Here is a 24,880-nt window from a genome sequence, read left to right on the forward strand (position 1 = left end):
TAAGAATAAATAGAGAATAATATCTTGAACTGAAAATATAATAGTATCATTTTAACTTTAGTAAGGGAATTGAAAGTTTTGATTTATTAAATGGAGTGATTTTTTGCGTATTTTAGTTGATGAAAGGGATAAGAAGTATATGGTTGAGGATAAGGAGTTTCATTCAGACTTTGGAGTCATTAAAGCGGAGGACATAAGCTCAAGTAAAGCTGGAGATGTGTTAAAAACACATCTTGGAAAGGAATTCAAAGTTATGGAACCGAACATCAATGACTACATCGATCTCATGGAAAGAAAATGTTCAATAATCCTTCAAAAGGATATTGGAATGGTTGTGGCATTCACAGGACTTGGAAATGGATGTAAAGTTGTTGATGCGGGTACTGGAGCTGGAGCCACTGCAATGCACTTCGCCAATGTTGTGGGGCCTGAAGGTAGTGTGGTAAGCTATGAGGTGCGTGAAGACTTTGCAGAGATTGCAAAACGGAACGTTGAAGGATTTGGATTGAAGAACCTTGAAGTTAAATGTGGAGACATTACTGAGGGTATTGCTGAAGATACACTGGATCTTGTTTTTCTAGACCTTCCCAAACCATGGGAGGTTGCAGATCATGCCATGGAATCCCTTAGAAGTGGAGGTTACGTTGCAGCTTACACACCTTACATGGAACAGTTTCAGACCTTCAGTAGAATCCTTAAAAAAGTAGGATTTTCAGAAGTGAAGGTCTTAGAATGTATTGTGAGAGAAATAGAAGTTAAAGCTAAGGGAACCCGACCAAAAACTCGTATGGCAGGACATACAGGTTATTTAACATTTGGAAGAAAGTTGTGATTGGAAGATGTGTTTAAATATTTTAGTTAGTTTAAATATTTTATTTAAATTCATTTAAAGAGTTTATTTGAGATTATATTAAGGAATAATAATGTTATTTCCTTATTTTTAGTTTTTTTTAAAGATTTTTAATGATTCAATGAATTAAAAAATCAAATTTTTATTGATGCAAAATTTTTAATTGATTTAAAAAATCAATTTAAATAGAAATTGATCCAAAGAAAGATTGAAAGTGAATTTAGAAAAAAATGAATGTGAGATTAAACTGGATTTAATAAGGACATTAGGATAAATGGTGTTTTATATGGGCTTCGATCAGGAAAATATCATTTCAATAAGAGATTTCAGTATAGATGATGTTGAGTATATCCTCAAATTGGCAGAGAAAATGGAACCTATTGCAAGGTCAGAGAAAGCTTCAAATATTCTTGCAGGAAAGATACTTGGAATGTTATTTTATGAGCCATCAACAAGAACCCGGCTTTCATTTGAAACATCCATGAAAAGACTTGGGGGAAGTACGGTTGGATTTGCAGAGGCAGGTGTGAGTTCAGTTACCAAGGGCGAAAATCTGAATGACACAGTTAAAATAGTGTCGGAGTACGTTGATGCAATTGTCATAAGACACAACATGGAAGGTGCAGCCAGGTACGTTTCAGATATCGTTGATGTACCTGTTATAAATGCTGGAGACGGGGCAGGGCAGCATCCAAGCCAAACACTTCTGGACCTTTACACTATGAAGAGAATACTTGGACAGATAGAAGATCTTAACGTTTCACTCATAGGAGACCTTAAATATGGTAGAACCGTTCATTCACTTGTTTATGCACTTGCAATGTTTGGAGTGAATATGAACTTTGTTTCTCCACCAGAACTCAGAATGCCACAGGGTATACTGCATGATCTAAGTAAAATGGGAGTTTCAGTTAAGGAAACAACAGATATCAAAGATGTTATTAACAGGTCAGATGTTCTTTACGTTACAAGGATACAAAAAGAAAGATTCCCAGACCCTGAAGAGTACTCTAGAATAAAAGGAGCTTACACATTAGATTTAAAGCTTCTTGAAGGAACAGAAACCATAGTCATGCATCCCCTGCCAAGGATCGATGAAATATCCCATGACGTTGATAACAGTGTATATGGCAAGTACTTTCAGCAGGCTTTTTATGGAGTACCAGTACGTATGGCTATCCTTCAAACAATGATAAAAGGTTTCTAAGTTGATACTTAGAGGATCCTTTAAGCTACTTTTGATTTAGTTGATATAAATTTGATGTTGAAAACTGTCAGCAGATAAGTAAAACTAGATTTAATTTTTTTGGATAAAAACTAAAAATTTTTTTTGAATTTTTGAATAAAATATTCTGTTTTTGGACAGTAGTATACTGTTTTTAGATAGGAGTATTTTTAATTTTTTTAAAACTTTAAAATTTGTTGATTTTTTAGGATAAATTAAATTAAAATAACTTTAAAATGAGTTTTTAAGAAAAATAATTCTTGAAAAAGGTTTATATGGAAATATGAAGATTAATAAATGGAAAAAAGGTTAACAATGGAAAAAAAATAATGGGAGGATTTATTTAGGGTTTTGATCTTAACTCCAGATTGCATCTTCAAGTAATGACATCTCACACTGCAGATCGATTATGTTGGTCCTTCCCTTTCCACGTCCCCTTGAAATTGTTTTAGTGGATATTAGACCAAGCATTTCCAGTTCATTTATGAAATCAAATATACGCCTGTAGGAAACAGAATCGCCCTTAGATATTTCTTTGTAAACATCATAGAGCCTTCCAGATGTTATTTCTTCCTTCCGTTTGGTGAGGTAGATTATGGATTCCAGAACCTTTTGTTGTTGACTTGGAAGGGTCATTACAATATCTGTAACTTTGTTATGTTCTATGTGGTCCTTTGCTTCCCTAACATAACTTTCAAGAACTGTTTCAGAGCCTTTTTCATCTGCCAGTTCTCCAGAGGTCCTGAGAAGATCCAATGCGTACCTTGCGTCACCTTCCTCTTTAGCTGCGAGAGCTGCGCAGAGAGGTATAACATCTTCGTGGAGAACATTATCCTTAAATGAAAGCTGTGATCTTTCTTTTAATATATCAACTAGTTGTTGTGCATTGTAGGGTGGAAAAACAATTTCACGATCCCTCAGGCTGCTTCGGACCCGGGGTTTTATGAACTGCTTAAAATCAACGAAGTTGCTTATGGATGCAATTGAAACATTTTCAGTTCTTGTTAAAGTATAAAGAAGACCATCACCATCATTTTTAAGAAGAATATCAATTTCATCAAGTATTATAATGAGTATAAGGTCTTTGCCGAAAACATTCTTTTTGAAGAGATTTCTGAAAGCATTTATAACTTCAGCTTTAGTCCAGCCTCTGTAGGGGACATCTTGCCCCATTTGTTGACATAAACGAGCGATAACTTGATATTCAGTTGTATAATCTGTGCATCGGATGTATTCAACCCTCACGTTAACGTTTTTGTTCTTTGAGATTTCTTCAAGCTGCTTTCGAGCGAATTTTGCAACTGCAGTTTTACCAGTTCCTGTTTTACCGTATATAGTAACATCAGGAGGAGTTACGTTGCCTAAAGCTTCAACCCAATATTTTGCAACTGATTTTATTTGTTCTTCCCTGTGAGGGAGTTTATCAGGTAAAAAACGGTGATCAAGAAATTTTTTGCATTTAAAAACCGTTTTCTTTTCACCTAATTCTTCAAAAATATTCATGAATATCACACAATCCTGTTTATAAAAAAATTTTGATTTGATTAGTTAGATCATCACAAACAATGCGACACCATAGTTATCTGTTTTATAATTGAAAATTTGAGCATAAACTGCTTTTCAAGGAAGATCATTGTATGATTTTAGTGAATGAAAGGATGGGTGGTGCATTTCAAGTGTAAATTCATTCAGGAATCATATGTTTGTGTCCTACGGAGAGATACATTTCAACTGTAAACAAAGTTTTAACCATAATTTTTCAGTGGTTGAGAGGTACATTTCAAGTGTAAATATCCATGAAAATGTACACAATTAGTTTGTGGGAGATGTATTTCAAGTGTAAAATAGTATTGAGTTAAATGATTTTTATAGTTTTCGTATTACTATTCAAATGAAAATTTAATAAAAAACAGAATAAAATCTAAAATTTACTTTTAATGAAAAAAATAAAGGATTTTAATTAATTCAATGAATTAATAAGTATTTAAATGAATTTTTTTGTTGAATTAAGCCTTAAAATTATGAGTTTTTTACAATTAATTAAATGTGGAACTTTTTTTAGATCTTTTTAGTATATACTTATTTTACTTTACATTTTTAAATTAATATACTGAAACTTTATACTGTACTTAACTATATATAAACTTAACTATTAAATAATAAAAATAAAATAATAAATAATTTTTATTCAAATCTAAAATTTAAATTCTAAAAAGAGCTAAGAATTCTCTATTTTTTAAAAAAACTTCTTTTAATCATTTAAATTAAAAAAATTCCTCCAATCTAAAATCATATTTTTAAAAAAATTTGAAAAAATATTTTTTCTATATATTTTTTACACTTGAAATGTACCTCTTTTTTATTAACTTGCCACATCATTTTATTTTTTTGTAAAATATTTTTTACACTTGAAATGTACCTCTCATCTTTTTTCATGATTTTTTTCATACTGACCTATTGTTTTTTACACTTGAAATGTACCTCTCAGCCCCTTGTCATATTTTCTTTTCCACGGATCTCAAAATTTTTACACTTGAAATGTACCTCTCCTACACTTGATCCGCTCACCATAAAATGTTGTTACCTTTGAAACCTTTCTCTTTTTGATCCTGAAATATATGTTTTAATTTTATTTTTACACTTGAAATTTATCTTTCAATCATTTGAAACATGAAACACAACTTTTTAGAAGTTTATAGATTGCTTGTTTTGATTTAGTTTTTTTTGCACGTTGCTTAACTCGAAATTTATTTGAAAATTTATCAACACCTTTTTTAGTATTCTACTACATATTGACCATTAAATTACTATCAAATCAAATTCCCCTTATACAATTCCCTCTAAAAATTTAAATTTTTTTATGAAAATCATATTCACATATTTGAATACTCTTTAAATCCACTAAAAAGGTTTTTTTCATGGATCCAACATCATTAATTCCAATAATTATAATTGCAGTTGTAATAGATCTGCTAATTGGTGAATTACCCTTAAAAATTCATCCTGTTGTTTTAATGGGTAAATGTATCGACATGTTTAAACATCTCAAGAATGAACATCCTACATTCAACACCAAACTTTCTGGTGCAATTTTTACACTTACTTTGGTCCTAATGTTCTCAGGGATATTTATCCTTCTTTTATACGTTTTCAGCTTCAATTCTCTCTTGTTGATACTGGTTTCAGCGATTCTACTTTCAACAACTTTTTCAATAAATCTTTTGTTGAGTTCAGCTGCAAATGTAAAATCAGATCTAAACCTTGATATTGTTAAAGCCAGGAAATCTCTGTCTTATCTAGTTAGTAGGGATACATCTCAACTTTCACATGAAAATATTGTTTCAGCTGTTATTGAAACCTTAACTGAGAACATAACAGACTCCATAGTTTCACCACTTTTCTATACATTTATCTTTGGTGTTGTGGGTGGAGTTGCCTACAGAGTTGTGAACACTCTTGATGCTATGGTTGGTTATAAAAATCCTGAAAACATTAAAATAGGTTGGTTTCCAGCAAAATTCGATGATTTTTTGAATTACATACCCGCAAGAATCACTGGAATTTTTGTTACACTTGCAGCCCTACTCTTAGGGCTTGACTGGAGAAACGCCTATAGAATTATGAGAAGGGATGCTAGAAAAACTCCCAGTCCCAATTCCGGATATTCCATGGCTGCAGCTGCAGGAGCTTTAGGTATAAAACTTGAAAAAATAGGTTCATATGAACTTGGGGATGAATTAAATCCTTTAATTCCTGAAAAAATAGGTGAAGCAATTGTATTAACTAAATTAACCACAGCCCTCTTTATAACCTTTGCTTCAATTGTATTTGGAATTTTAGTAACAACAATCCCAATCTTCATTTGAAAACTTCAATTAAAATCCTACTAAAATTAACTAAAATTAATCATACCTTAAATCATTATTAAAAAATAAAATTAATTACACCACTATTAAAACTAAATCTAAAATTTAATATGTTTCAATGAAAAAGGTGTTTCAATGAAATTGGCCATACTCACAATCACCCCAAAAGCCTATGAACTTGCAGAAACCATTTCTAATGACCTTGAATCAGATCCAACCATTATAACCGTTGATATATTTTATAAAAATGTTAAAGAAACCTTGAAAAATGTTTTTAACTCTTATGATTGTGTTATTGGTATAATGGCCACAGGTATTATGGTTCGAAGTCTCTGTGGACTTATAAAACATAAAATGGAAGATCCTGCAGTCCTAGTTGTTGATGAAGGTGGAAAACATGTTATAACCCTTTTATCTGGCCATTTTGGAGGTGGTAATGATTTTACATTGAAACTGGCGGATCTGATCCATGCGGATCCTGTTGTAACGACTGCAACTGATGTCAATGGTAAATTAGGTGTTGACCATCTTGCAAAGCGTTATCACCTTCAAATGAATGATATCTCTAAAAATGATACATCCAAAATAAAAATTATAAACACGGCCCTTATCGAAGGAGAAATTGTTGAAATATTTTTAAACAGAGACTTTGACTTTTTGTCCAATGCAAATGCGGTTGAAAACTCCTATTTGATCCATTCCCTAGATTCAAAGGAACATTTAAAAATTTTAACTAAAATGGACCCTAAATTTATTTCAAAAGATCCACATTTTTCTGAAAATGATTCAAAGACTATAATTGTTTCATACAATGAAACAAAACTATTTTTAACTCCTAAAAAATTGGTTGCAGGTGTGGGTTCTAGAAAAGGTGTTTCAAAGGATGTTGTTATAAATGCACTTGAATCTGCAATGAAAATACTGAAATTACCTTTAAAAAGATTGGATCTTATCTCAACAGGTGATATGAAACGTTATGAACAAGGGATCATTGATGCTTCCAACGAGCTTGGACTCCCCATTGAAGTAATTCCAAAGGAGTTTTTAAAAAATTTCCAACATCCTGATTGTGGAGTCTCAGATTTTGTAATGGAAAAATTTGGGGTTCCAGGGGTTTCAGAGCCCTGTGCAATCATTTCAGCGGGAAAATCATCTCAGTTAATATTTAAAAAAACAGCCTTCAATGGAGTTACAGTTGCAATAACACTCTCAAACTGATATAACCAAATTCACCATATATGAATTCAACATCTTCTTATGCCAATATTCTTATAAAATTAAGAAGAAAAGCTTTTAATCATAAAATATAAACAGTTCTGGATATAAGAATTTAATGAGTAAGACTGATTGTACATTTTATTTAATTTACCTGGAGGTAAAACTATGAGTAAAGAAGCATTTGATCGTTGTAACCAAATTTTACAGCACATAATGGAAGATACTAGTGTTCCAAGAAATATTAGGCGAGCTGCAGAAGAATCAAGAGATTTACTGGCTAAAGATGATGATGAACCAACCATACGAGCAAGTACTGTAATTTCAATACTTGATGAAATAAGTAACGACCCAAACATTCCAATACACGCAAGAACGTTGATATGGAATGTTTTAAGCGAACTTGAGTCAATTCGTACCGATTAATTTAGTCACGAACTGTATTTTTGCGCTCTCTTCCACAAATTCAGTGAGAAGAGCAGCCTCATCTAAATTTTTGCTGCAGGCAACAACACCATGATTTTTTAAAATCACAATATCTTCTTTTTCCAATCCATTTGCAACATTTTCTGCAAGTTGCATTGTTCCTGGAGCTGCATATTCAACGAAGGGAATTACAGGATTCTCAATGGGTCCGAAACCCTCAAGTCTTTTTATTTCTACACCTGCAAATGCAAATCCTGTTGCAATTGGTGAGTGGGTGTGAACAACACTTTTCACATCATTCCTATTCTTGTATATGTTGAGATGCATGAAAACCTCTGAAGAAGGCTTTCTAACTGGAATATTTTTATCATCACTATTTGAATCATTTTTTATTTTATTTCCATCCATATCCACAATTACAATTTCTTCAGGAGTCACAGATTTAAGTGAAAATCCACTGGGTGTAATTGCAACCTTTGTAACTCCATTTTCAGAGAATTTACAACTTATATTTCCTGATTTCCCTGGAACAAGTCCTTTTTCATATAAATAATTTGAAACTTTGGCTATTTCCTTTGAAACTTCTTCATGATCCATTTGAAACCCTCATTTCATTAATTAGTAATTTTAACGATATTTTACTATTTCATATTTTGAATTATTGAAAATTATTCCTTTTTTAATAAAATTATTCCTTTTTTTTTAATTTTTCAAAAAAAATAATCCAAAAAAAAGATGTTATTTTGAATGGCTTTTATCAGTTGAACTTGAATATCTTCATGGTTCCTCTGTTGAGCACCGGAACCTCTGCACACGTCGGCACGATGTTGTAAATCTTCTGAAACTCAGTTTGGGACTGGAAGGTTCCTGAATTTATCATATGAATACCTTTATACCTTCTGTAAGCGTTTATATGAACGTGACCTGTGTGGAATATGTCTGGAACGTCCTCAATAACAAGGTGGTCTTCAAATTCAGATGCTAAAGGAGTTCTTTCACCATATATTGGTGCAAGGTGTCTTTTTTCAAGGAGCTCCTTCATCACAAGGTCTGTACGTTCGTGTGACATTCCATTCACAGTCATAACTAAATCATCGAAGCTTCTGCCATGATATATAAGGGTGTTTATACCTTCAAGGCTGACAACCGATGGATTGCTCACGAATTCTGCATTTTTAAGTTTGTAAAGATCTCCTGCGTAACTTTCAGGAATGGCTGGCTGGGGCTCTGCAAGGCGGCATGCGTCGTGGTTTCCCGGTGCAATTATTATTTTAACATCTTCTATATCTCCCAATAATCTTGCAGCTTCTTCGTACTGACCGTAGATGTCCTTTATTGTGAGTTCCTTTTCCTGGTTTGGGTAGACACCAATTCCATCAACGAGATCACCTGCTATAACCAAGTATCTAACATCATTGGCGACCTCACGTTTCTCTTCATCACCAAAATCCCCATTTATCCAATTAACAAACCTTTTAAATGCGTCTTCAAGGAAGGTTGAACTTCCTATGTGCACATCTGAAATGAAAACGGCTGAAAAGTCCATTTCTTTATCTTCTATCCTTGGAACTCCTGGTTGGATGAGTTCAGAGGCTATTACAAGATTTCCCTTTTTGATCCCATTGATTCCAATAACTTCATCCCTAACTATCTTGTCCGAGGATTCAAAGAGCTTCTGGTTGTCGTTGTGTATGAGAACGTTGGTGTAACCTGTTTCATCCTCCAACTCCATTATCTTGTGGTTGTTCTTGGTTGTTCTTATGTCGTTCACCATTCCAATGATCCTGACGTTGTCGTTCATGTTGACGAGGTCTTTGATGGGATAGCTTTCCTTTAACTCCCCTTTTTTGCTTAAAAGCCCCTTGATCTTCTGGAACCTGCTGTTAAAGTAGGCTGAAAAATCCTTTATTTCCCCGCTGGTGTAGGATTTTTTACTGGCATCCTTTACAATCTGAAAATCAAATGGAACATTGGGCATGAGCTTGCTCTGAGGAGGTTTAATAGCTTTGGACGGATTTTCAGAGACTATGATATTGTTGACTATGCTATTTATGTCTGCATCACTTCCATAGTTACTAACTTGACCCTGATCCTGCAGGTACCTATCAAGGATGTCTTCGGTTACTATAAAAACATCCCTCTGATTTCTTAAAAGATCATCCAAAAGGGAGTCTGCAAGTTCCAAAGAATTTTTTTGAACACTCAATTTATTGTAAGCCGTATCATTAATGAGAATTTCGGCGTTTGCGAATTTTAGAATAATATCATCAGTCATGAAAACCCCATGTAAATTATTAGTAAAATTTTTAGTAAATATATTTATAATCTTAATTATAATAGTTAATCCAAATTTACTATATGCATTAAAAGGTGATATTTTGTCCAGAATTTTAAAGATAATTTTATTCATAGTAGGTTTCGCTTTGTTCTTTGAGGCAGGGCTTATCTGTTCCTACACGATAGTCACATCCCAGCCTCCTGATGTTGGTAAACTTGTGAACATGCAGCTGGAGGAAATATCTTCCTTTTTCAACTTCGGTTCCAACAACGTGCTCAGCAACCAGGAAACCATTACCATACTCAACCCATACGATGTTGCAAATGCTTTGAACAGCAGTGGTAATGTTAACAGTATAGATGTTCAAAGCTTGGCTGCGATAACTTCTCAAGATACCAGTAGTGGTAACAACATAACCGTTAATATAACTGCTACAGGTTACAATGATGTTACCAGTGGTTCAAATACCAGTTCAATAGTGATATCTCCAAATTCGACCTACAGTATAGTTGCAACTGCAACAGGGAAAACCACCAGTAAAGGTATCATGATTGATCTCAGCACCATTAAAATAACTTCTGTAAAGAAGCTTTACACCAACTCTTAAAAGACACCAAGTCTTAAAAGAACTTAAAAGGACTAAAGGATTTGATCAACACGATCTTTTAATTTTATTTTTTTAACAGGTGAAAGAAATGATCAGCATTATAGGAATCGGATCATCCCCAGAAAATATGAGTATCCGTGCCAGAAAAGCCATAAAAGATTCAGAAGTCATAATAACCTATAAAACTTATGTAAAGAATATAGAAGACTTAATTGAAGGAAAGGAAGTTATTTTAAAGGGCATGGGTGATGAGATAAAACGTGCAGAACTTGCCATCCAGAAATCAAAGGAAGGTAAAAAAGTGGCCCTAATAAGTTCTGGAGACCCTGGTGTTTTTGGAATGGGAAACGTTTTGTTTCAGGTTATTGGAAAGTACAGTGGAGTTGAAGTTGAGGTTATTCCCGGGGTTACAGCAGCCACTTATGCAGCATCCCTCCTTGGAGCTCCACTACATGACTTCGCAGTAGTGAGTCTGAGTGATATACTGACTCCAATTTCTGAAATAAAGAGAAAAGTACGTGCTGCAGCAGAGGGAGACTTTATAATAACCATTTACAATCCCCTGAGTAAAACAAGAACCCAACCCTTTGAGGAAGCCTATAAGATCCTCCTTGAAATTAGAAATCCTGAAACACCTGTGGGTATAGTTAGGAGCACTGAAGATGGTGTTGAAGTCACCCTAACAACCCTCAAAGACCTTAAAAGCCATGTAATAAACATGTCCACAACTCTTGTTGTTGGAAACTCAATGACCTATGTCCAGGAAGGCTACATGATCACTCCAAGGGGTTACAGGGTTTCATATCTACAACATGAACTTGCAAAGGAATTTTACACCAAATACATTGCAGGTGAAGGACAAACAGGTCCAAACGAAAGCTGTGAATACTATCCCTGCCACAATCATGCTCAAAACTGCACATTCTGCTACTGTCCCTTCTATCCATGCGGAGACGGATCTACCGGTGGTAAATGGATAAAAGACAAGGACGTGTGGAGTTGTCAGGACTGTGAATGGATACATCAGGACAAAACAGTTGAGTGCATACAGGCCAAGCTCCCAGAAATGCTCACTGAAGTGGATGACCTTACGAATAATAAGAAAAAGCTTCTGAAATTAAGGAGAGAATGCATCTATAAGACAAAATAATTGGGGCTACATGTAACTAAAGTATCAGATCATTTTCTCTTTTTTTTCAACATTTTTTTATCTATAAATCCGTATAAAAAATCAATATGAAATCTTCTTTTATAAAGATTTTTTAAGTCATTATTCTATAAAAATTAATTTTTAAATTAAAGGTACAAATTAAGGTATTTAAAAAAGAATTATGATCAATGAATGCTTTATTTAGGAGTTCTACCCTTATCAACAATTTTATCAATGGCAACTGCAACTTCCTTCCTTAAAGCCACATTATCCTCATTTAAACGTGCTATTAATGGTTCTAAAGCTTTTTTGTTTCCAATTCTCCCCAAGGCTCGTGCAGACTCCTTTTGTATATCCATGTCCCTATTTTCAAGAGCAGCTATAAGGGGCTCCACAGCCTGATCTCCAATTTTAACTAAAATATCTTCGATATAATTCTTAACATCCCAATCAGGGTCGTTAAGGCTATTAATAAGATTTTTAATATCTTTTTCTTCGAATGTCATTGGATATCACTTTTTATAAATATGAACTTCATCGTTAATCAATTTTTTAATTCAAGTGATATTATTTCATTTGATATCTGATGAGAGCTTTTTCATACATCCAATGGCAATGATCAATTCAAATAAAAAAAATAAAATTATAAAAACAAGAAAAAAATTTCATTCAATAAAAAATTCAATAAAAAAAACTTGATGAGGCTTCAAATAAAAAAAGTTTCATTCCTCTATCAAATCTTCAAGATCTCCGAAAACAACGTCCAATCCACACATGGTAGGCACGTAGTTTGCAGCCTTTGCTGAGTTAACTCCAACAACCTTGAATCCAAGTTCCTCAATTGGGGCCACAACCATGCAAGTGTCGCAGACCATTTTACCTCCGGCCTTCTCAATAGCAGCTGTGTAACCCATCCTGTCGGCCGCAGCCTTCACAGAAATGGATGTGCAGACCCATAACTGATTTTTTATGGTTTTACCCTCAACGATCTGGGCTATCTCATGGATTTCCTCAAGGGATGCATGTGGACATCCCATACAGATCAGATCTGGTTTTTTACTGCTTGTTGAAAGTTTTTCACGGGTTTCAGCTATGTCCGAAGCATTGATGGACAGTTTTTCCAGATTGGAATCTTCAACTCCAAGGAGAGCATCTTTGTACTCTGGTGTGACTCTTTCAACGTGGTAGAGTGCCACTGCACCTGAAGATGCCAGTGCAGCACCCATGAGTTTCAGCTCATCTAAAATAGGTTTATTCTGAAGTTTGAAGTAGGGCACTCCATCTCCAACTGCTTTACCCACTATGTATCCCAGGGCCCCGTAATCTGAGCCATTAAGATCTGCATCAACGTCAACGATGAGGTTTGCCCTTCTTCCTGCATCGAGGTGGTAACCATACTCTGCAGTTTTACCACATATGGCTGCTGAAAGTGCTCCAGGACCTCCTTCACGGTTGGTTCTTGCACCCAGCACCGAGTTTGCATAGCAGACAGCTGAAGACTCTGACCATGCAATATGGGAACCCAAAATGGGTACGTTACCAACGTTGTATGGTGTGCATGTGCAGGTCGTGCTTATTCCCATCTTCTGGTATGCCTCAACGATTTGGAGCTGTTTTTCTGTGAATTCCTCTGAGAATCCAAGTTCCTTCCATATTTCGAGGTCAACGCCTGCAGGGTTCAGTGTTGATGGAACGCGGACCTTTGCAGTTTCAGCAAGTTCTGAAACGAATTCAAGACCAGCATCTCCAATGGTTTTGTATGAAACCCCTGATATCTGGGCTGAACTTATATCAACGAGTCTTTCAGCTCCGTATATGTCTCCCAGTGCAACGAGTATCTCCATGCATTTGGCTACTGCAGGTCCCTCTTCACCCTCGTACATCCTTTCTTCTTCTCTTGTTAAATACATGTGAATCCCCTTTTTAAGCTCCGATCTGTTCTCCGACCATTTCATCCACTATGTTCAGGAAGTTTTCCATGTCCTTGTAGGGCACAACTGCACCTGCAGCAACGTTGTGGCCGCCTCCGTTACCGTTGAAACTTTTTGAGGCAGCTTCAAGTGCCACTCCAAGGTTCACTCCTCTCTCAACCATCTCCATGGATGTTCGTCCAGAGATCTTGACGATGTTGTCCATCCTTGAGATGCCGAGAACGGGTTTTTCAGGGTCCAGGATCTCGATCTCAATGCCTATACTTGCAAGTGTCCCCATTACCTTTTTCCTTTTCTTATCATCGGTGTAAATGTACTGGATGTTCTCCATACCAATGGATCCTTCCCTCTTTATCCATCCAATACTTTTCATGAGGTTTTCCCTGTAGGTTTTAAGGAGGGTTTCTGCTTCTTGCACTGAACTTTCACGGTCTCCTATACATATGCTCAGGCCAACCCCGTGTTTTTTGTTTTTACCACAGGCATCCAGAACTTTTGAGTAATCTTCGATGTTTCGAAGTTCAGGAATTTCATTTGGGATGGAGTAAACCTCTCCAAATATTTTTGGGTTGATCTTGATGAGTTCCTCCTTCAGAAGGTCCTTTTCCTCGTTTCCAAGTTCTTCGAACTTTATGCCGTAGGAGATTCCAACCCTTTCAAAGAAGGCCATTGATCCTTCCTCATCACCGGAAATTCCCCTGAGTGCAGGGTTGAAAGTGTATGAAAGGGCTTTGTAAATGGGTTCCTGGGATTTGTAAGCTATTTTAAGGTCTTCTCTAACTTCAATAGCTCCAGAATCAACACCATCATTCAGTATAGTTTTGTTGATACTCGTAATACCATCAGTGCACTGCATATCTCCGAAAGCACCTACAAGTGCAAGACTTGACAGATCCCTGTACTCCATAGGCCTTACAGTTAGATATGAAACTCCTGAAGCACTGACATCACGTGTACCGTCCAGTCCGTAGAGGTGAGGGTTCACATGGGTTATGTTTTCCTTTGGCTCTTCAGAATCCCTTGTCTGATGGTGGTCTGCAATGATAACATCGCTTCTGGTTTTACCCATCTTGCTTAGGCTTGCACTGCCCATGTCACAGAAAAAGAATAGTTTGTATTTTTCCCGGAGGATCTTTGCCAGAACATTGTCCTTAAGTCTTGGGACGATTGTCACGTGGAATTTACCTCCCTGCCGGGAGATTGCATTACAAACAACTCCGGCAGCGGAAATTCCATCGGCATCGTTGTGGGATATGATCCTCACAACGTTGTCCTTTTTAATGTGCTTGCTCAATACTTCGCAAGCTTCTTCGGCCTTATTTAACAAGGAGTGCTGCTGTTTTTGGATCATATCTCCATCCTTCTGGAAGCACGCCTTCCCTTGTGTAGTACTTGACGAGTCTTCTTATTTTGGATTCGATGATCCTGAGACCCCTTTTGGTGTGAAGGTCCTTTGGGTTTTCATCGAGGTGTTCCCTCACATTCACAGCTTTCCTGATGAGGTTCATGAGATCCTCAGGGTATTCCTGTTTCTGGCCGTGTTTTTCAAGGATTTTGGTTATTTTCATACCTGTAATTAATTTAACATCAGGTATTCCATACTGGTCACGTAGAATAACTCCTATTTTACTTGTGGAGTTACCTTCTTTTGTGAGCTTTAAAACAAGCTCTTCTATTTCTTCTGTTGAATATTCTATCCATTCTGGCTTTGATGCCATTACAATCACCTCTAAAATGTACCTTAACTTATTATGAATTGAATTAGAATTTTTATTATTTGGAGATAGTTCTGATCTCTATTCCAATCAATTATAACTTATTATTTAAGCACTCCTTACTGATACAACAAGTTTTATCAGGATATACAGTGTTTGATCATATTTTGGATTGGATCTTACCCTAATGCACTGATTAATATTAAATTTAATCCTGAAGTTCCCTGTACCAGAGTGCAAATTTTTCGAGCGAAACTCTGCGGTGAGAAAATTCATTTTTCTCTTCTGTTGTCAGTTCTCCAAAGCTCTTATCATAACCTTCTGGTATGAAAAGTGGATCGTAAGCAAAACCTTGCTTTCCTTTTTCTTTGTGTCCAATTCGTCCTTTGACAGCGCCTAAAAAAGTCTCGGGTTCGCCTTTGGGGGTGCAGTACCCAATAACCGACCTGAATTCGGCGTATCTGTCTTCGACACTGCTCATAAGTTTTAATATGCCTTCATTCCCAAGTGTTTCCTGAACGTAGGATGAGTATGCTCCTGGGAACCATTCAAGGGCTTTAATGAAAATTCCTGCGTCTTCAACAATCACTGGTTGATTTAAACGCTCCGCTGCATGCTTTGCACCGTACCTGGCCACATCAATCAGGTCTCCCTGGATTTCTGGGTAGCCGAGGTCAGCATGTTCCAGCTGGATGCCAAACTTTTGGAAGATTCCTTTGGCTTCTTTTACTTTGTGTTCGTTACCAGTTATAAAGGTTACCTTCATTGTTACCACCATGTTAAGATAGTTCATACATTACACAAAATGCATCTTTAATATTTTTATTTTTTTTAAACATTTTAAATGGGCTAAGAAATATTCTCATCAATTAATTCTTATCAATTAAAAATTAAAATAAGAAAATTATAATTAGAATATAACTTTAATAACGGTTTTTAAATTCATTCAATGATTTTTAGAGGTGTACCTTCCTCTTCCGCCAATCTCATCTACCTTCTCAGTCACTTCATCATAGTCATCAGCAGGGCTGTAACCCTGAAGTATGGCCTGAAAGCACTCATCTGCAATCTCATGGTGGATTCCAGATATTGCCTTCTTGAAGACTATTAAATCAACGCCCTTGTCCTCAACCAGATCAGAAACACGGCCCAGACCAAAGTCTATGAAAACCAGTGAATCATCCTGGAGTATCATGTTGCTGGTTGTGAGGTCTCCATGGATTATTCCGCAGTTGTGAAGCTTTGAAACGTTCTCACCTATGTCCCTGCAGATTTCTTTTATCTCCTGAATACCCTCAAGCCCCAGTTCATCAAAAACTTCCTTAATGGTTTTTCCATGAATGTTCTCCATTAAAATGGATGTTTCCTTCTTATCAACATCGTAAACTAATGGAGTGATTACTCCACATCTTTTGGCTTCGCTCAGTAGTTTGGCCTCCCTCTTTGTCCGTTTCTTACGGATGTGATGATCCAGTTCATCTATCCTGTAACCCTTACTTATTCGTTTCTTCACGAGAACGTCCTCGTCCATCCACTTTCCAGGGTAGATGTTGGCCTCTGCACCCTTTGCAAGAATATCAGGGGGCAGCTGCAGCTCTTCAGCTGAACTTCGTCTCCATGGAACATCAACCTCATCTGTTCTGTAACGCTGGATCACTCCTGTGTCCTCCAGACCACCAACGAGTCCGTGTTTGTGCATTAACTGGCCCATCCAGGCTATCATTGCACCGTTGTCTCCACAGTACTTCATTGGTGGCATGTGGAACTCTGCGTAGTGCTCATCTGCCATGACCTTCAGCATCTCCCTGAGGCGGGTGTTTGCAGCCACACCGCCGCAGAGCATCACTTCCCTCTTTTTGGAGTGTGCAAGTGCCCTTTCAGTCACCTCAACAAGCATCGAAAAGGCAGTTTCTTGCAGACTGTAGCAGACATCCTCAATTGCAGCACCTGCCTCATATTTGCGTATCGCTGCAGTTAAAAGCCCGGAGAATGACAGATCCATTCCCTTAACCGTGTAAGGAAGTTTGATGTAGCTGCCCCCTTTGGCCAGTTTCTCAACCTTGGGGCCTCCGGGATGTCCAAGGCCAACTGAACGTGAGAACTGGTCCAGACAGTTGCCAATTGCGATGTCAAGGGTTTCACCGAAGACCCTGTAGCGGTTGGCATCGAAGGCAATAACTTGGCTGTTACCCCCGCTCACGTAGAGGGTCACAGGGTCCTTTGCCCTGGTTGTGAGCCTTCCGATTTCAACGTGACCTATGCAGTGGTTCACACCAACGATTGGAACATCCAGTGAGAGTGCAAGGCTTCGGGCTGCTGTTGCAACGGTTCGGAGTGCAGGTCCAAGGCCTGGCCCCCTGGAAAATGCAACCATATCCATGTCCTTAAGTTCAAGCCCGGATTCCTCAAGGGCAGCCTTCATGAGGGGGATTATATTTGCTGCATGGTGCTCTGCAGCTTCACGTGGATGTATCCCACCATTTTCAGGTATGAGCGGATTTCCCTGTGATGCAAGGAGGTTACCCTCTGAATCCACTATTCCAACACCTGTCTTCTCTGCTGTGCCCTCAATTCCTATACAGATCAAATTTATCACACCTTCCTGGAACGTATCTCAATAAATATTAATTTTTAAACGTCATAAAAAAAATGAATCATTCTTTTTAACTCATCCCTTTTTATTGTGTTATGTCGGATTTTCATAAATAAATTGTGAAACATTTCACGCAAGAACTGTTTAATAACTCACATGATGATTCAACTAACGATTTAAAAAATAGGAAAAATATCCATATTCAACATTAAATAACAGTTTTAACTATTTTATTATATTATCACAAACTTTAGAACCTTTAAAACGCGATTAAATGAATTTTATTTAATTTTAAAAACTTTATTAAATTTATTTAATATGTAATTTTAAAATAATTCTTTATACTTTTCTAAAATAGATTAAAAAGAATTTAAATCCTTTAAAATTTGGTCAGTACGTGGATTTTCTGGGCAATTGTGACTATAGTCACGCATTTTTTTCAAAAGATTTAATTAGGAGCTATTAACAAGTATCAACATTCATAAGATGATGTTCGTGAGTATCACCTTCGAAAAAATGAGTTATGCTCACAGGGCCTTGTCTTGTGAATGAAATCTCGTTGAAAATAAATTATTGATTGTAAAAGGAGGTGAAAAAGTGCAAAAAAACATACCAAAAGGATTACTAATGATTACACTGACTTTTCTGTTTACACTCACAATCGCTGGAGCGGCGTTCGCAGCAACGGGCGATCAGGTAACAAATGCAACAGTTACACCAACTACATTGCCACTTGTAAATTCTAACAGTACCCAAGGCGGTGATGACCAATTTGTAGTCTCTACTACACCTGCTCAGGGATTTCCAACTAACGGCAGTTCCTATGCCAATATAAATACTGGGAATGATTGGGAAAGCTATGCTAAGCTAACTCTTAATTTGACCATACCGCAGGGTGCAAAAACCTTAAGCTTTGACTGGATGTATGCTACAAATGAGGCTTCTCAAGCATACTTCAATGATTGGGCAAGGGCAGATATAACAGATGGAACTTCTACCCAAAATATTCTGTATGCAGATACTTATTCAAATCTTGTTTCAGCGTCTGGTCTTGGTTATTATCATGCAACTCCCACGCAAAAAGCAATAATTGATGTATCACCTTATGCAGGTAGAAGCATTAGGTTGGATTTTTCAGTATCTGATGTAGGAGATACAGGTGTAACATCTGCTCTCTTCATCGACAATGTACATATTGGACCATTAGCGGATGTTTCTGTTGTTAATGATGTGGATGATAACACCCCTGCTATTGGCCAGCTGATAAAGTACACAATCAGGGCCTACAACAACTTAAACAGTCCTAATACTGCTACGGGTGTTACAGTAATTGATGACCTGCCAGATGGAGTTACATTCAACCATGCATCCTCAGCTGATTACGATTCTGCTAACGATGTGTGGAATGTGGGTACGCTTTTACCCGGTGAGATGAAAATACTCTACATCTGGGCAACAGTCAATACTCACCCAACAAGTACTTCGTACACCAACACAGCTATTATAAGCGGTAATGAAGGTGACTGGAACGCTACAAACGATAATGGTAATGCAACTTTAACTGTTCCTGCAGCAGCAGACGTGTACGTTAACACTTCTACAAGTAAAAACAACCCTGCTGTTGGTGAGGAAGTAGTGGTTAGAGTTAAAGCCGGTAACAACGGACCTGATACTGCTCAGAACGTAATAGTAACCTACAAGGTACCAGAAGGTATGGAGTTTGTAAGTCTAACACAGGAAACAGGCTACCCTGCACCTGTATACGACCCAACAACCCGAACCGTAACCTGGAACCTCGGTAACCTTACGGTCATTGACCCTTGGATGGATATTACCCTAAGGGCTGTCAGCGCGGGTGCAACAAGCGGTGATGCAAGTGTGAGTTCAGACACCTACGATCCAGTTTCTGGAAATAATCTTGAATCTGGTGCCATAAGTGTAGAACAAGCACAGGTAAACGCTGCAACTATTGATACAACCGTGCCAATGCAGAAAACAGGTGTTCCAATTGGAATGATCGTCACGGCGTTACTCATGCTCGTCACAGGACTTGTGATGCCAAGGAGAAAGTAGGAACAAATAATAAATTTTCCCCTTTTTATTTTTTAATTTTACTATATCCACGATTATATGGCCTTAAATGTCCATAAAATTCGTTAAATGAACTTTATTTTAGAATAATCCCGTACTATCCTGTTACGTGGGATTTTCATAAATAACTCGTTGAAAATACACAGCTCAAAATTTTTAATAAATCACATAGACTTTTGATTAACAATATACAAAATAGGAAAATTATCTATTTTTAAGATTAAATAACTATTTTAATAATTTTAATTGCATTATCACAAACTTTTAAATCGTTAAAATAGAATTAAAGAATCCTTTTATTTTTAACTTTATTTATAACTCATTTTAATCTATAATTTTAAGATAATCCTTTAAATTTTTTTAAAATATATTTAAAAGGTTATAATATCTTTTTAATTTGATGAATATTTGGCTTTTCAAAGTGTTTGTGACTATAGTCACTTATTTTTCGAATTTTTTCATAAGCCTTAATTAGAAGATGCTAAAAAGTATCATCATTCATAGGACGACGGTGTGAGTGTCAACTTCTAGAAATGAGTTATTACTCACAATTACGGGTCTTGTGAAATATCTCTCATTGAAATTGTTATTGACTGTAAAAGGAGGTGAAAACGTGCAAAAAAACGTGCAAAAAAAGCTGATAATGCTGTTACTCACAATGGTAGTTGTGCTGATCTTCTGTGGATCTGCAAGTGCTGCTGATCTGAATCTAACTACAGGTTCATGGAATACTGTAGGGTTGGATAGTAACAACGTGAATGACGGTCCTAACTTGTACATTATACAAACGCATGTCACAAATAACGGAACAACCACGGCAAAAAATATATCGGCTACGATTAATTTGCAAAATACGGGTGGAACTTCTTACATAAACCTAAAAACTGGTGAAAATACAACGAAGTATTTAGGTGACATTGCTCCAGGTGAAACAAAGGATCTCTTTTACCAGATTGAAGTAACCAGACACAAAAATGCTTATGGCACAAGTAGGGGTTACACCATAAACGTATTTGAGGATGGAACTTCTACGGGAACTATGACTGGAACCCTGAGGGTTGTACCTAAAAATAATGGACTTATAGATCAAGAAAGAAATGAAATAATTTCAATAAATGCATCAAATACCACACCCCAGGTTGGAGATATTTTCACAGTCACGGTAGTAGCTAAAACGTCATCTTCTAACTACGACTTCGTAGAACTGCCTTTAATACAATATGATCCAACCAAAATACAGCCCATAAGTTATTTAGTTAGTTATGGTTCTTCAACGTCCAATAATTTATTGTTAGTCAGTCCTGGAACAAATTACTTTACCTGTACTTGGACTTTAAAAGCTTTAGCATCAGGTAACACACCGGTTATACCATTCATCGTTGATAAAGCAAACAACGCAGAGAATTATCACTACAACAAAGACTTTGGACAAGATAATTTGAACATAAATGTAGTTAACGGTAAGTGTGCTTTGGCTGTGACTAAGGTTGGTTTGCCTGGTACTGTGAATGCTGGTGAGTTGTTGACGTATACTATGGTGGTTACGAATAATGGTCCGTCTGTTGCTCGTAATGTGTCTTTTGTGGATATGTTGCCTGTTGCGTTGACTGGTGCTGAGTATTCTTTGGATGGTGTGAATTGGTTAGCTTATGTGTCTGGTCAGAGTGTTGGTCTGGGTGATTTGAATGTTGGAGCGACGAAGACTTTCTATGTGAGGGGAATTGTTAATGCAACTACGTTGCCTGGTACGATTACGAATGCTGTTCAGGTTTTCGTGAATGGTACTTTGAATAATCAGACAAGTGCTACTAACACTGTTACCAACAGCGCAGCATTGAACATCACCAAAACACCAGACAAAACGTCTGCACAGTACAACGTCGGTGAAACGATAATATACACCATCATTGTTAGAAATGATGGTCCAAGTACAGCACACAACGTGGTAATAACCGATACAATCCCTGACGGTCTCCAATATGCAGGCGCCAGTGATGGAGGTTCATTAAGTGCTGGAGTTGTTACCTGGAATGTTGGGGACCTAGCAAGTGGTGCACAGATCACTCGAACAGTGAACGTTACGGTTTTATCTGCAGCAGCTGCTAAAACCATTGTTAACACTGCAAATGCGATCTGTAACTATATGGAAGGGCCAGTTTCAGCAACTGCAAGCATTTACGTGCCATCTGCTGATTTGGTCATAACAAAAACAGTTGACAACGCTAAACCTGTGGTTAAAGATACCGTCCACTTCACCATGATAGTGAACAACCATGGGCCTGACACTTCCACTGATGTTAAGGTAACTGATAAGCTACCCCACGGTCTGACCTTTGTGAAATACACTGCAAGCACAGGAACGTACGATCCATCAACGGGTGTATGGACCATAGGCAATCTTACAAGTGGTGCTACAGCTTGGCTCAACATCACGGCCACTGTGGATCAGATTGGAATGATAATCAACGAGGCTAACATAACAGCTTTAACCTACGACCCAAACTTAGAGGGCAACTCAGCATCAGCATCAGTTGATGTACAGCAGTCACAATCTGGTGGTGGTGAAGTAACTCCTCCAAACGGAGGTGGTGAAGTTATATCTGGTGGAGAAGCTGTATCTGCTGCATACGAAACCATTCCAATGCAGGAAACAGGTGTTCCAATTGGAATGATACTGACGGCATTACTCATGCTACTCACAGGATTTTTGATACCAAGGAAGAAGTAGAAACCAAAAAAATTTCCCTTTTTTATTTTTTTATTTTAAAGACTATAATTAGTTAATTCAACGAAATAACTGTTTTTAATGTTTTGATCCTTCACATTTCAATGAATGAGAAAACTATTTCTTACCGGGCTTCCAATTTTAGTTTCAAGGAAGTGAAAGATATGAATGATGCAATCAAATGTTACGGATCATCAAAAATCCTGCCTCAAATAGAGGGAAAGGATTCATTGTTTCTGTGCGTAATGGCTAGCACAGCCACATCACGAATACCAGGTATAACCGGTGCAGGAGAAACACCAGAACTCACAGATTACACTCCTGCAGCTGACATGGAGCTTGTGGTATGTGGTGAACCCAGATGTTTACCTGAAATACCACAGACCGTTGTGGATGGTGCACCTGCACCCACACCTGCAGTCATAACCAAGGCAGCCTTGGAACTTGGAAACATACCCCTACTGGTTGTTGATGCTGGTGCAGCAGTCAAACCAAACCTCCCCTACTTGAAGCTCAACGAGGAACCTGGTGGAAACATTGGAACGGGCAAAGCAGTTTCAAACAGTGAGGCCATATTCAAAAGGGGAAAATTACTGGGTGAAACTATTTCAAAACTAACAGAACACATCGTGATTGGTGAAAGCACACCTGCAGGTACAACCACAGCCCTCGGAGTTTTAACTGCCATGGGATACGATGTTGACCACAAGATAAGTGGAAGCACACCAGAAAACCCCCATGACATGAAGCACGAACTTGTGGATGAGGGAATGAATGCTGCAGGCTTCAAAGCAGGGGAAATGAAATCTGAACCATTCAAAGCCGTTGATGCTGTGGGAGATCCAATGATACCTGCAGTTGCAGGGATTGCGGCTGGAAGCAGCGTTCCAGTAACCCTTGCAGGGGGAACCCAGATGATGGCGGTCTGCGCAGTTTTAAAGGCCGCTGTGCATGAATTTGACTTTAATAAACTGGCAGTTGCAACCACGGTGTTTGTTGCAGAGGATGAAACCTCTGATATAAATCATATCTCACGTCAGATATCAAATGTACCCGTATTTGCAGTGGATCCTGCCTTTGAGAAATCCACCAACCCGGGACTTAGAAGTTACACCACCGGATTCGTAAAGGAGGGTGCAGGGGCTGGCGGTGCCATGATGGCCGCAATTCTTAAAGGCGTGCCAATTGATGCTATAGTGAGAAAAACAGAGGACATATGTAAGGATATATTCTAAAACTAATTTTTTAGCCTTGAAGTAAGTTGAATTGATGGATGAACGGTATTGAATGAATTTAATAGAATTTATTCCAATTCCTGGAGGGATATTCAAATTAAGAATATTCCCAAATAATGCGTTGGATGAATCCAGATGAAACTGAAGCACGTTAAAAACTGTTTGAAAGGATTTTTGCCCTCCAAAATCGTTTTTACAATCTTCATTATCCTTTACGTTTCAGGATTCATTTTTGCCTACTTCAAACCCTCTTTAGCCCATAATTTCTTTAACGGAGGTTTTTTCCTCGGATACATGGATGTTAAATTCATCTTTCCCCCAGAAGTTACCTTTAACTATATTTTCCATCAGTTCGGTTTGTTTTTAGGTGGTGTTTCATTTCAACTGTTTATGAACAATTTGGGAGTATCTTTAGCCTGTGTATTTACGGGAATACCCATAGTTTCGGTTATACTCCTCAACCTCTTCACTTCAATGGGTGCTGTAAACTACCTCCTTGTTGTCAAGGTTGGAATCATCAAGGCCTTCCTGATACTTGGGGGATCATTTCATCTGTACTTTGAATTTTTAGCTGCAATGCTGTCTGTGGACGCATTCTTAAAGTTCTACAGATCTTTTTTCCATTTTTTAATGCAAAGAAACTTCAAAGAATTTAAAGAACAGATCTTAAATGATTTCCTTTCACTGATACTGAGAATAATAATCTTACTTGCAATTGCAGCCATTTTAGAGGTATTCTGGAGCACATGGTGGGTTTACATTCTTACCCAGCATTACGTTCCATGGTTAGATTTTTATATGGGATTTTACTCATGTAAAATAATTTAAACCTCATGGATATCTTTAAGAGGGTCTGTTTTAGTATAGTGTTGAGTTTGATGTTATTGATTAACACAAACTAAAAAATAATTTTAAAAAAATTAGAAAAAATTAGATATTAAAAATTTGTTAATGCATGCATGGTCAAGGAATG

General features: G+C 37.2%; 20 protein-coding genes. 11 read left to right on the top strand and 9 right to left on the bottom strand.

What is annotated here, in order from left to right; genetic code table 11:
- Window positions 1-103 precede the first annotated feature (103 nt).
- Together MCBB_RS11445 and pyrB are read left to right on the top strand one after the other, a co-directional pair.
- A complete protein-coding gene (locus MCBB_RS11445; RefSeq protein ID WP_071907881.1) occupies window positions 104-832 on the top strand; it encodes a tRNA (adenine-N1)-methyltransferase in 729 nt (242 codons plus the stop codon).
- 304 nt (window positions 833-1,136) lie between these two features.
- Window positions 1,137-2,057, top strand: a complete 921-nt coding sequence (gene pyrB / locus MCBB_RS11450; protein WP_071907882.1) for an aspartate carbamoyltransferase — start codon at window positions 1,137-1,139, stop codon at window positions 2,055-2,057.
- A 375-nt stretch (window positions 2,058-2,432) separates the two neighbouring features.
- Here the strand turns inward: pyrB and MCBB_RS11455 are convergent, their stop codons facing one another.
- Window positions 2,433-3,578, bottom strand: a complete 1,146-nt coding sequence (locus tag MCBB_RS11455; RefSeq protein ID WP_071907883.1) for an orc1/cdc6 family replication initiation protein — start codon at window positions 3,576-3,578, stop codon at window positions 2,433-2,435.
- A gap of 1,415 nt (window positions 3,579-4,993) precedes the next feature.
- On the opposite strand from MCBB_RS11455, the gene MCBB_RS11460 reads away from it, so the two are divergent.
- The 3 genes from MCBB_RS11460 to MCBB_RS11470 all read left to right on the top strand — a co-directional run bounded on the left by MCBB_RS11460 (window position 4,994) and on the right by MCBB_RS11470 (window position 7,582).
- Window positions 4,994-5,941, top strand: coding sequence for a cobalamin biosynthesis protein (locus MCBB_RS11460; RefSeq protein ID WP_071907884.1), 948 nt, complete (start codon window positions 4,994-4,996; stop codon window positions 5,939-5,941).
- A 135-nt stretch (window positions 5,942-6,076) separates the two neighbouring features.
- The gene (locus MCBB_RS11465; RefSeq protein ID WP_071907885.1) at window positions 6,077-7,159 is read left to right on the top strand and encodes a cobalt-precorrin 5A hydrolase; all 1,083 of its coding nucleotides are present in this window, start codon (window positions 6,077-6,079) and stop codon (window positions 7,157-7,159) included.
- A 165-nt stretch (window positions 7,160-7,324) separates the two neighbouring features.
- Complete coding sequence (locus MCBB_RS11470) at window positions 7,325-7,582, top strand: UPF0147 family protein (protein WP_071907886.1); 258 nt, start codon at window positions 7,325-7,327, stop codon at window positions 7,580-7,582.
- On the opposite strand, the gene MCBB_RS11475 is transcribed toward MCBB_RS11470, so the two are convergent.
- Window positions 7,565-8,179 (bottom strand): class II aldolase/adducin family protein, encoded by a 615-nt coding sequence (locus tag MCBB_RS11475; protein WP_071907887.1) that lies wholly within the window; start codon window positions 8,177-8,179, stop codon window positions 7,565-7,567. The two genes, MCBB_RS11470 and MCBB_RS11475, sit on opposite strands and share 18 nt — an antisense overlap.
- 160 nt (window positions 8,180-8,339) lie before the next feature.
- The gene (locus MCBB_RS11480; RefSeq protein WP_071907888.1) at window positions 8,340-9,857 is read right to left on the bottom strand and encodes a DNA-directed DNA polymerase II small subunit; all 1,518 of its coding nucleotides are present in this window, start codon (window positions 9,855-9,857) and stop codon (window positions 8,340-8,342) included.
- A gap of 103 nt (window positions 9,858-9,960) precedes the next feature.
- Here MCBB_RS11480 and MCBB_RS11485 point away from each other — a divergent pair, with 103 nt between their 5' ends.
- Window positions 9,961-10,467: a hypothetical protein gene (locus MCBB_RS11485; protein ID WP_071907889.1), complete on the top strand. Its 507-nt coding sequence runs from the start codon at window positions 9,961-9,963 to the stop codon at window positions 10,465-10,467.
- 88 nt (window positions 10,468-10,555) lie between these two features.
- Entirely contained in the window at window positions 10,556-11,617 is a 1,062-nt protein-coding gene (gene cobJ, locus MCBB_RS11490; RefSeq protein ID WP_071907890.1) for a precorrin-3B C(17)-methyltransferase, read from the top strand.
- Between the two features lie 197 nt (window positions 11,618-11,814).
- Here cobJ and MCBB_RS11495 read toward each other — a convergent pair whose 3' ends face one another.
- From MCBB_RS11495 to MCBB_RS11520, 6 genes are all read right to left on the bottom strand, one after another.
- Window positions 11,815-12,123, bottom strand: a complete 309-nt coding sequence (locus MCBB_RS11495) for a HEAT repeat domain-containing protein (protein WP_071907891.1) — start codon at window positions 12,121-12,123, stop codon at window positions 11,815-11,817.
- Between the two features lie 216 nt (window positions 12,124-12,339).
- On the bottom strand, window positions 12,340-13,527 hold the full coding sequence (locus MCBB_RS11500; RefSeq protein WP_071907892.1) for an aconitase X: 1,188 nt from the start codon (window positions 13,525-13,527) through the stop codon (window positions 12,340-12,342).
- Between the two features lie 13 nt (window positions 13,528-13,540).
- Window positions 13,541-14,899: a single-stranded-DNA-specific exonuclease RecJ gene (locus MCBB_RS11505; protein ID WP_071907893.1), complete on the bottom strand. Its 1,359-nt coding sequence runs from the start codon at window positions 14,897-14,899 to the stop codon at window positions 13,541-13,543.
- Window positions 14,865-15,266, bottom strand: a complete 402-nt coding sequence (locus MCBB_RS11510; RefSeq protein ID WP_071907894.1) for a 30S ribosomal protein S15 — start codon at window positions 15,264-15,266, stop codon at window positions 14,865-14,867. Before MCBB_RS11510 ends, MCBB_RS11505 begins: the two co-directional genes overlap by 35 nt.
- A 205-nt stretch (window positions 15,267-15,471) precedes the next feature.
- The gene (locus MCBB_RS11515) at window positions 15,472-16,029 is read right to left on the bottom strand and encodes an XTP/dITP diphosphatase (protein WP_071907895.1); all 558 of its coding nucleotides are present in this window, start codon (window positions 16,027-16,029) and stop codon (window positions 15,472-15,474) included.
- 180 nt (window positions 16,030-16,209) lie between these two features.
- Window positions 16,210-17,859: a bifunctional N(6)-L-threonylcarbamoyladenine synthase/serine/threonine protein kinase gene (locus MCBB_RS11520; protein ID WP_171899138.1), complete on the bottom strand. Its 1,650-nt coding sequence runs from the start codon at window positions 17,857-17,859 to the stop codon at window positions 16,210-16,212.
- A gap of 594 nt (window positions 17,860-18,453) precedes the next feature.
- On the opposite strand from MCBB_RS11520, the gene MCBB_RS11525 reads away from it, so the two are divergent.
- The 4 genes from MCBB_RS11525 (at window position 18,454) to MCBB_RS11540 (ending at window position 24,735) form a co-directional block, all read left to right on the top strand.
- Complete coding sequence (locus MCBB_RS11525) at window positions 18,454-19,929, top strand: DUF11 domain-containing protein (RefSeq protein ID WP_071907897.1); 1,476 nt, start codon at window positions 18,454-18,456, stop codon at window positions 19,927-19,929.
- 631 nt (window positions 19,930-20,560) lie between these two features.
- Window positions 20,561-22,675 (top strand): COG1361 S-layer family protein, encoded by a 2,115-nt coding sequence (locus tag MCBB_RS11530; RefSeq protein ID WP_071907898.1) that lies wholly within the window; start codon window positions 20,561-20,563, stop codon window positions 22,673-22,675.
- Window positions 22,676-22,836: 161 nt separating this feature from the next.
- Window positions 22,837-23,907, top strand: a complete 1,071-nt coding sequence (gene cobT, locus MCBB_RS11535; protein WP_071907899.1) for a nicotinate mononucleotide-dependent phosphoribosyltransferase CobT — start codon at window positions 22,837-22,839, stop codon at window positions 23,905-23,907.
- Window positions 23,908-24,042: 135 nt separating this feature from the next.
- A complete protein-coding gene (locus MCBB_RS11540) occupies window positions 24,043-24,735 on the top strand; it encodes a stage II sporulation protein M (protein ID WP_071907900.1) in 693 nt (230 codons plus the stop codon).
- Window positions 24,736-24,880: the final 145 nt, after the last annotated feature.

Origin of the sequence: Methanobacterium congolense, from assembly GCF_900095295.1 — an archaeon.
GTDB classification, from domain to species: Archaea; Methanobacteriota; Methanobacteria; order Methanobacteriales; family Methanobacteriaceae; genus Methanobacterium_C; species Methanobacterium_C congolense.

What these genes read in the sequence shown, in the direction of transcription:
- MCBB_RS11515 (WP_071907895.1), bottom strand. Translation starts at nt 16,029, where the DNA reads ATGAAGGTAACCTTTATAACTGGTAACGAACACAAAGTAAAAGAAGCC.
- cobT (WP_071907899.1), top strand. Translation starts at nt 22,837, where the DNA reads ATGAATGATGCAATCAAATGTTACGGATCATCAAAAATCCTGCCTCAA.
- MCBB_RS11510 (WP_071907894.1), bottom strand. Translation starts at nt 15,266, where the DNA reads ATGGCATCAAAGCCAGAATGGATAGAATATTCAACAGAAGAAATAGAA.
- MCBB_RS11460 (WP_071907884.1), top strand. Translation starts at nt 4,994, where the DNA reads ATGGATCCAACATCATTAATTCCAATAATTATAATTGCAGTTGTAATA.
- MCBB_RS11495 (WP_071907891.1), bottom strand. Translation starts at nt 12,123, where the DNA reads ATGACATTCGAAGAAAAAGATATTAAAAATCTTATTAATAGCCTTAAC.
- MCBB_RS11505 (WP_071907893.1), bottom strand. Translation starts at nt 14,899, where the DNA reads ATGATCCAAAAACAGCAGCACTCCTTGTTAAATAAGGCCGAAGAAGCT.
- MCBB_RS11455 (WP_071907883.1), bottom strand. Translation starts at nt 3,578, where the DNA reads ATGAATATTTTTGAAGAATTAGGTGAAAAGAAAACGGTTTTTAAATGC.
- pyrB (WP_071907882.1), top strand. Translation starts at nt 1,137, where the DNA reads ATGGGCTTCGATCAGGAAAATATCATTTCAATAAGAGATTTCAGTATA.
- MCBB_RS11475 (WP_071907887.1), bottom strand. Translation starts at nt 8,179, where the DNA reads ATGGATCATGAAGAAGTTTCAAAGGAAATAGCCAAAGTTTCAAATTAT.
- MCBB_RS11480 (WP_071907888.1), bottom strand. Translation starts at nt 9,857, where the DNA reads ATGACTGATGATATTATTCTAAAATTCGCAAACGCCGAAATTCTCATT.
- MCBB_RS11465 (WP_071907885.1), top strand. Translation starts at nt 6,077, where the DNA reads ATGAAATTGGCCATACTCACAATCACCCCAAAAGCCTATGAACTTGCA.
- MCBB_RS11470 (WP_071907886.1), top strand. Translation starts at nt 7,325, where the DNA reads ATGAGTAAAGAAGCATTTGATCGTTGTAACCAAATTTTACAGCACATA.
- MCBB_RS11540 (WP_071907900.1), top strand. Translation starts at nt 24,043, where the DNA reads ATGAAACTGAAGCACGTTAAAAACTGTTTGAAAGGATTTTTGCCCTCC.
- MCBB_RS11500 (WP_071907892.1), bottom strand. Translation starts at nt 13,527, where the DNA reads ATGTATTTAACAAGAGAAGAAGAAAGGATGTACGAGGGTGAAGAGGGA.
- cobJ (WP_071907890.1), top strand. Translation starts at nt 10,556, where the DNA reads ATGATCAGCATTATAGGAATCGGATCATCCCCAGAAAATATGAGTATC.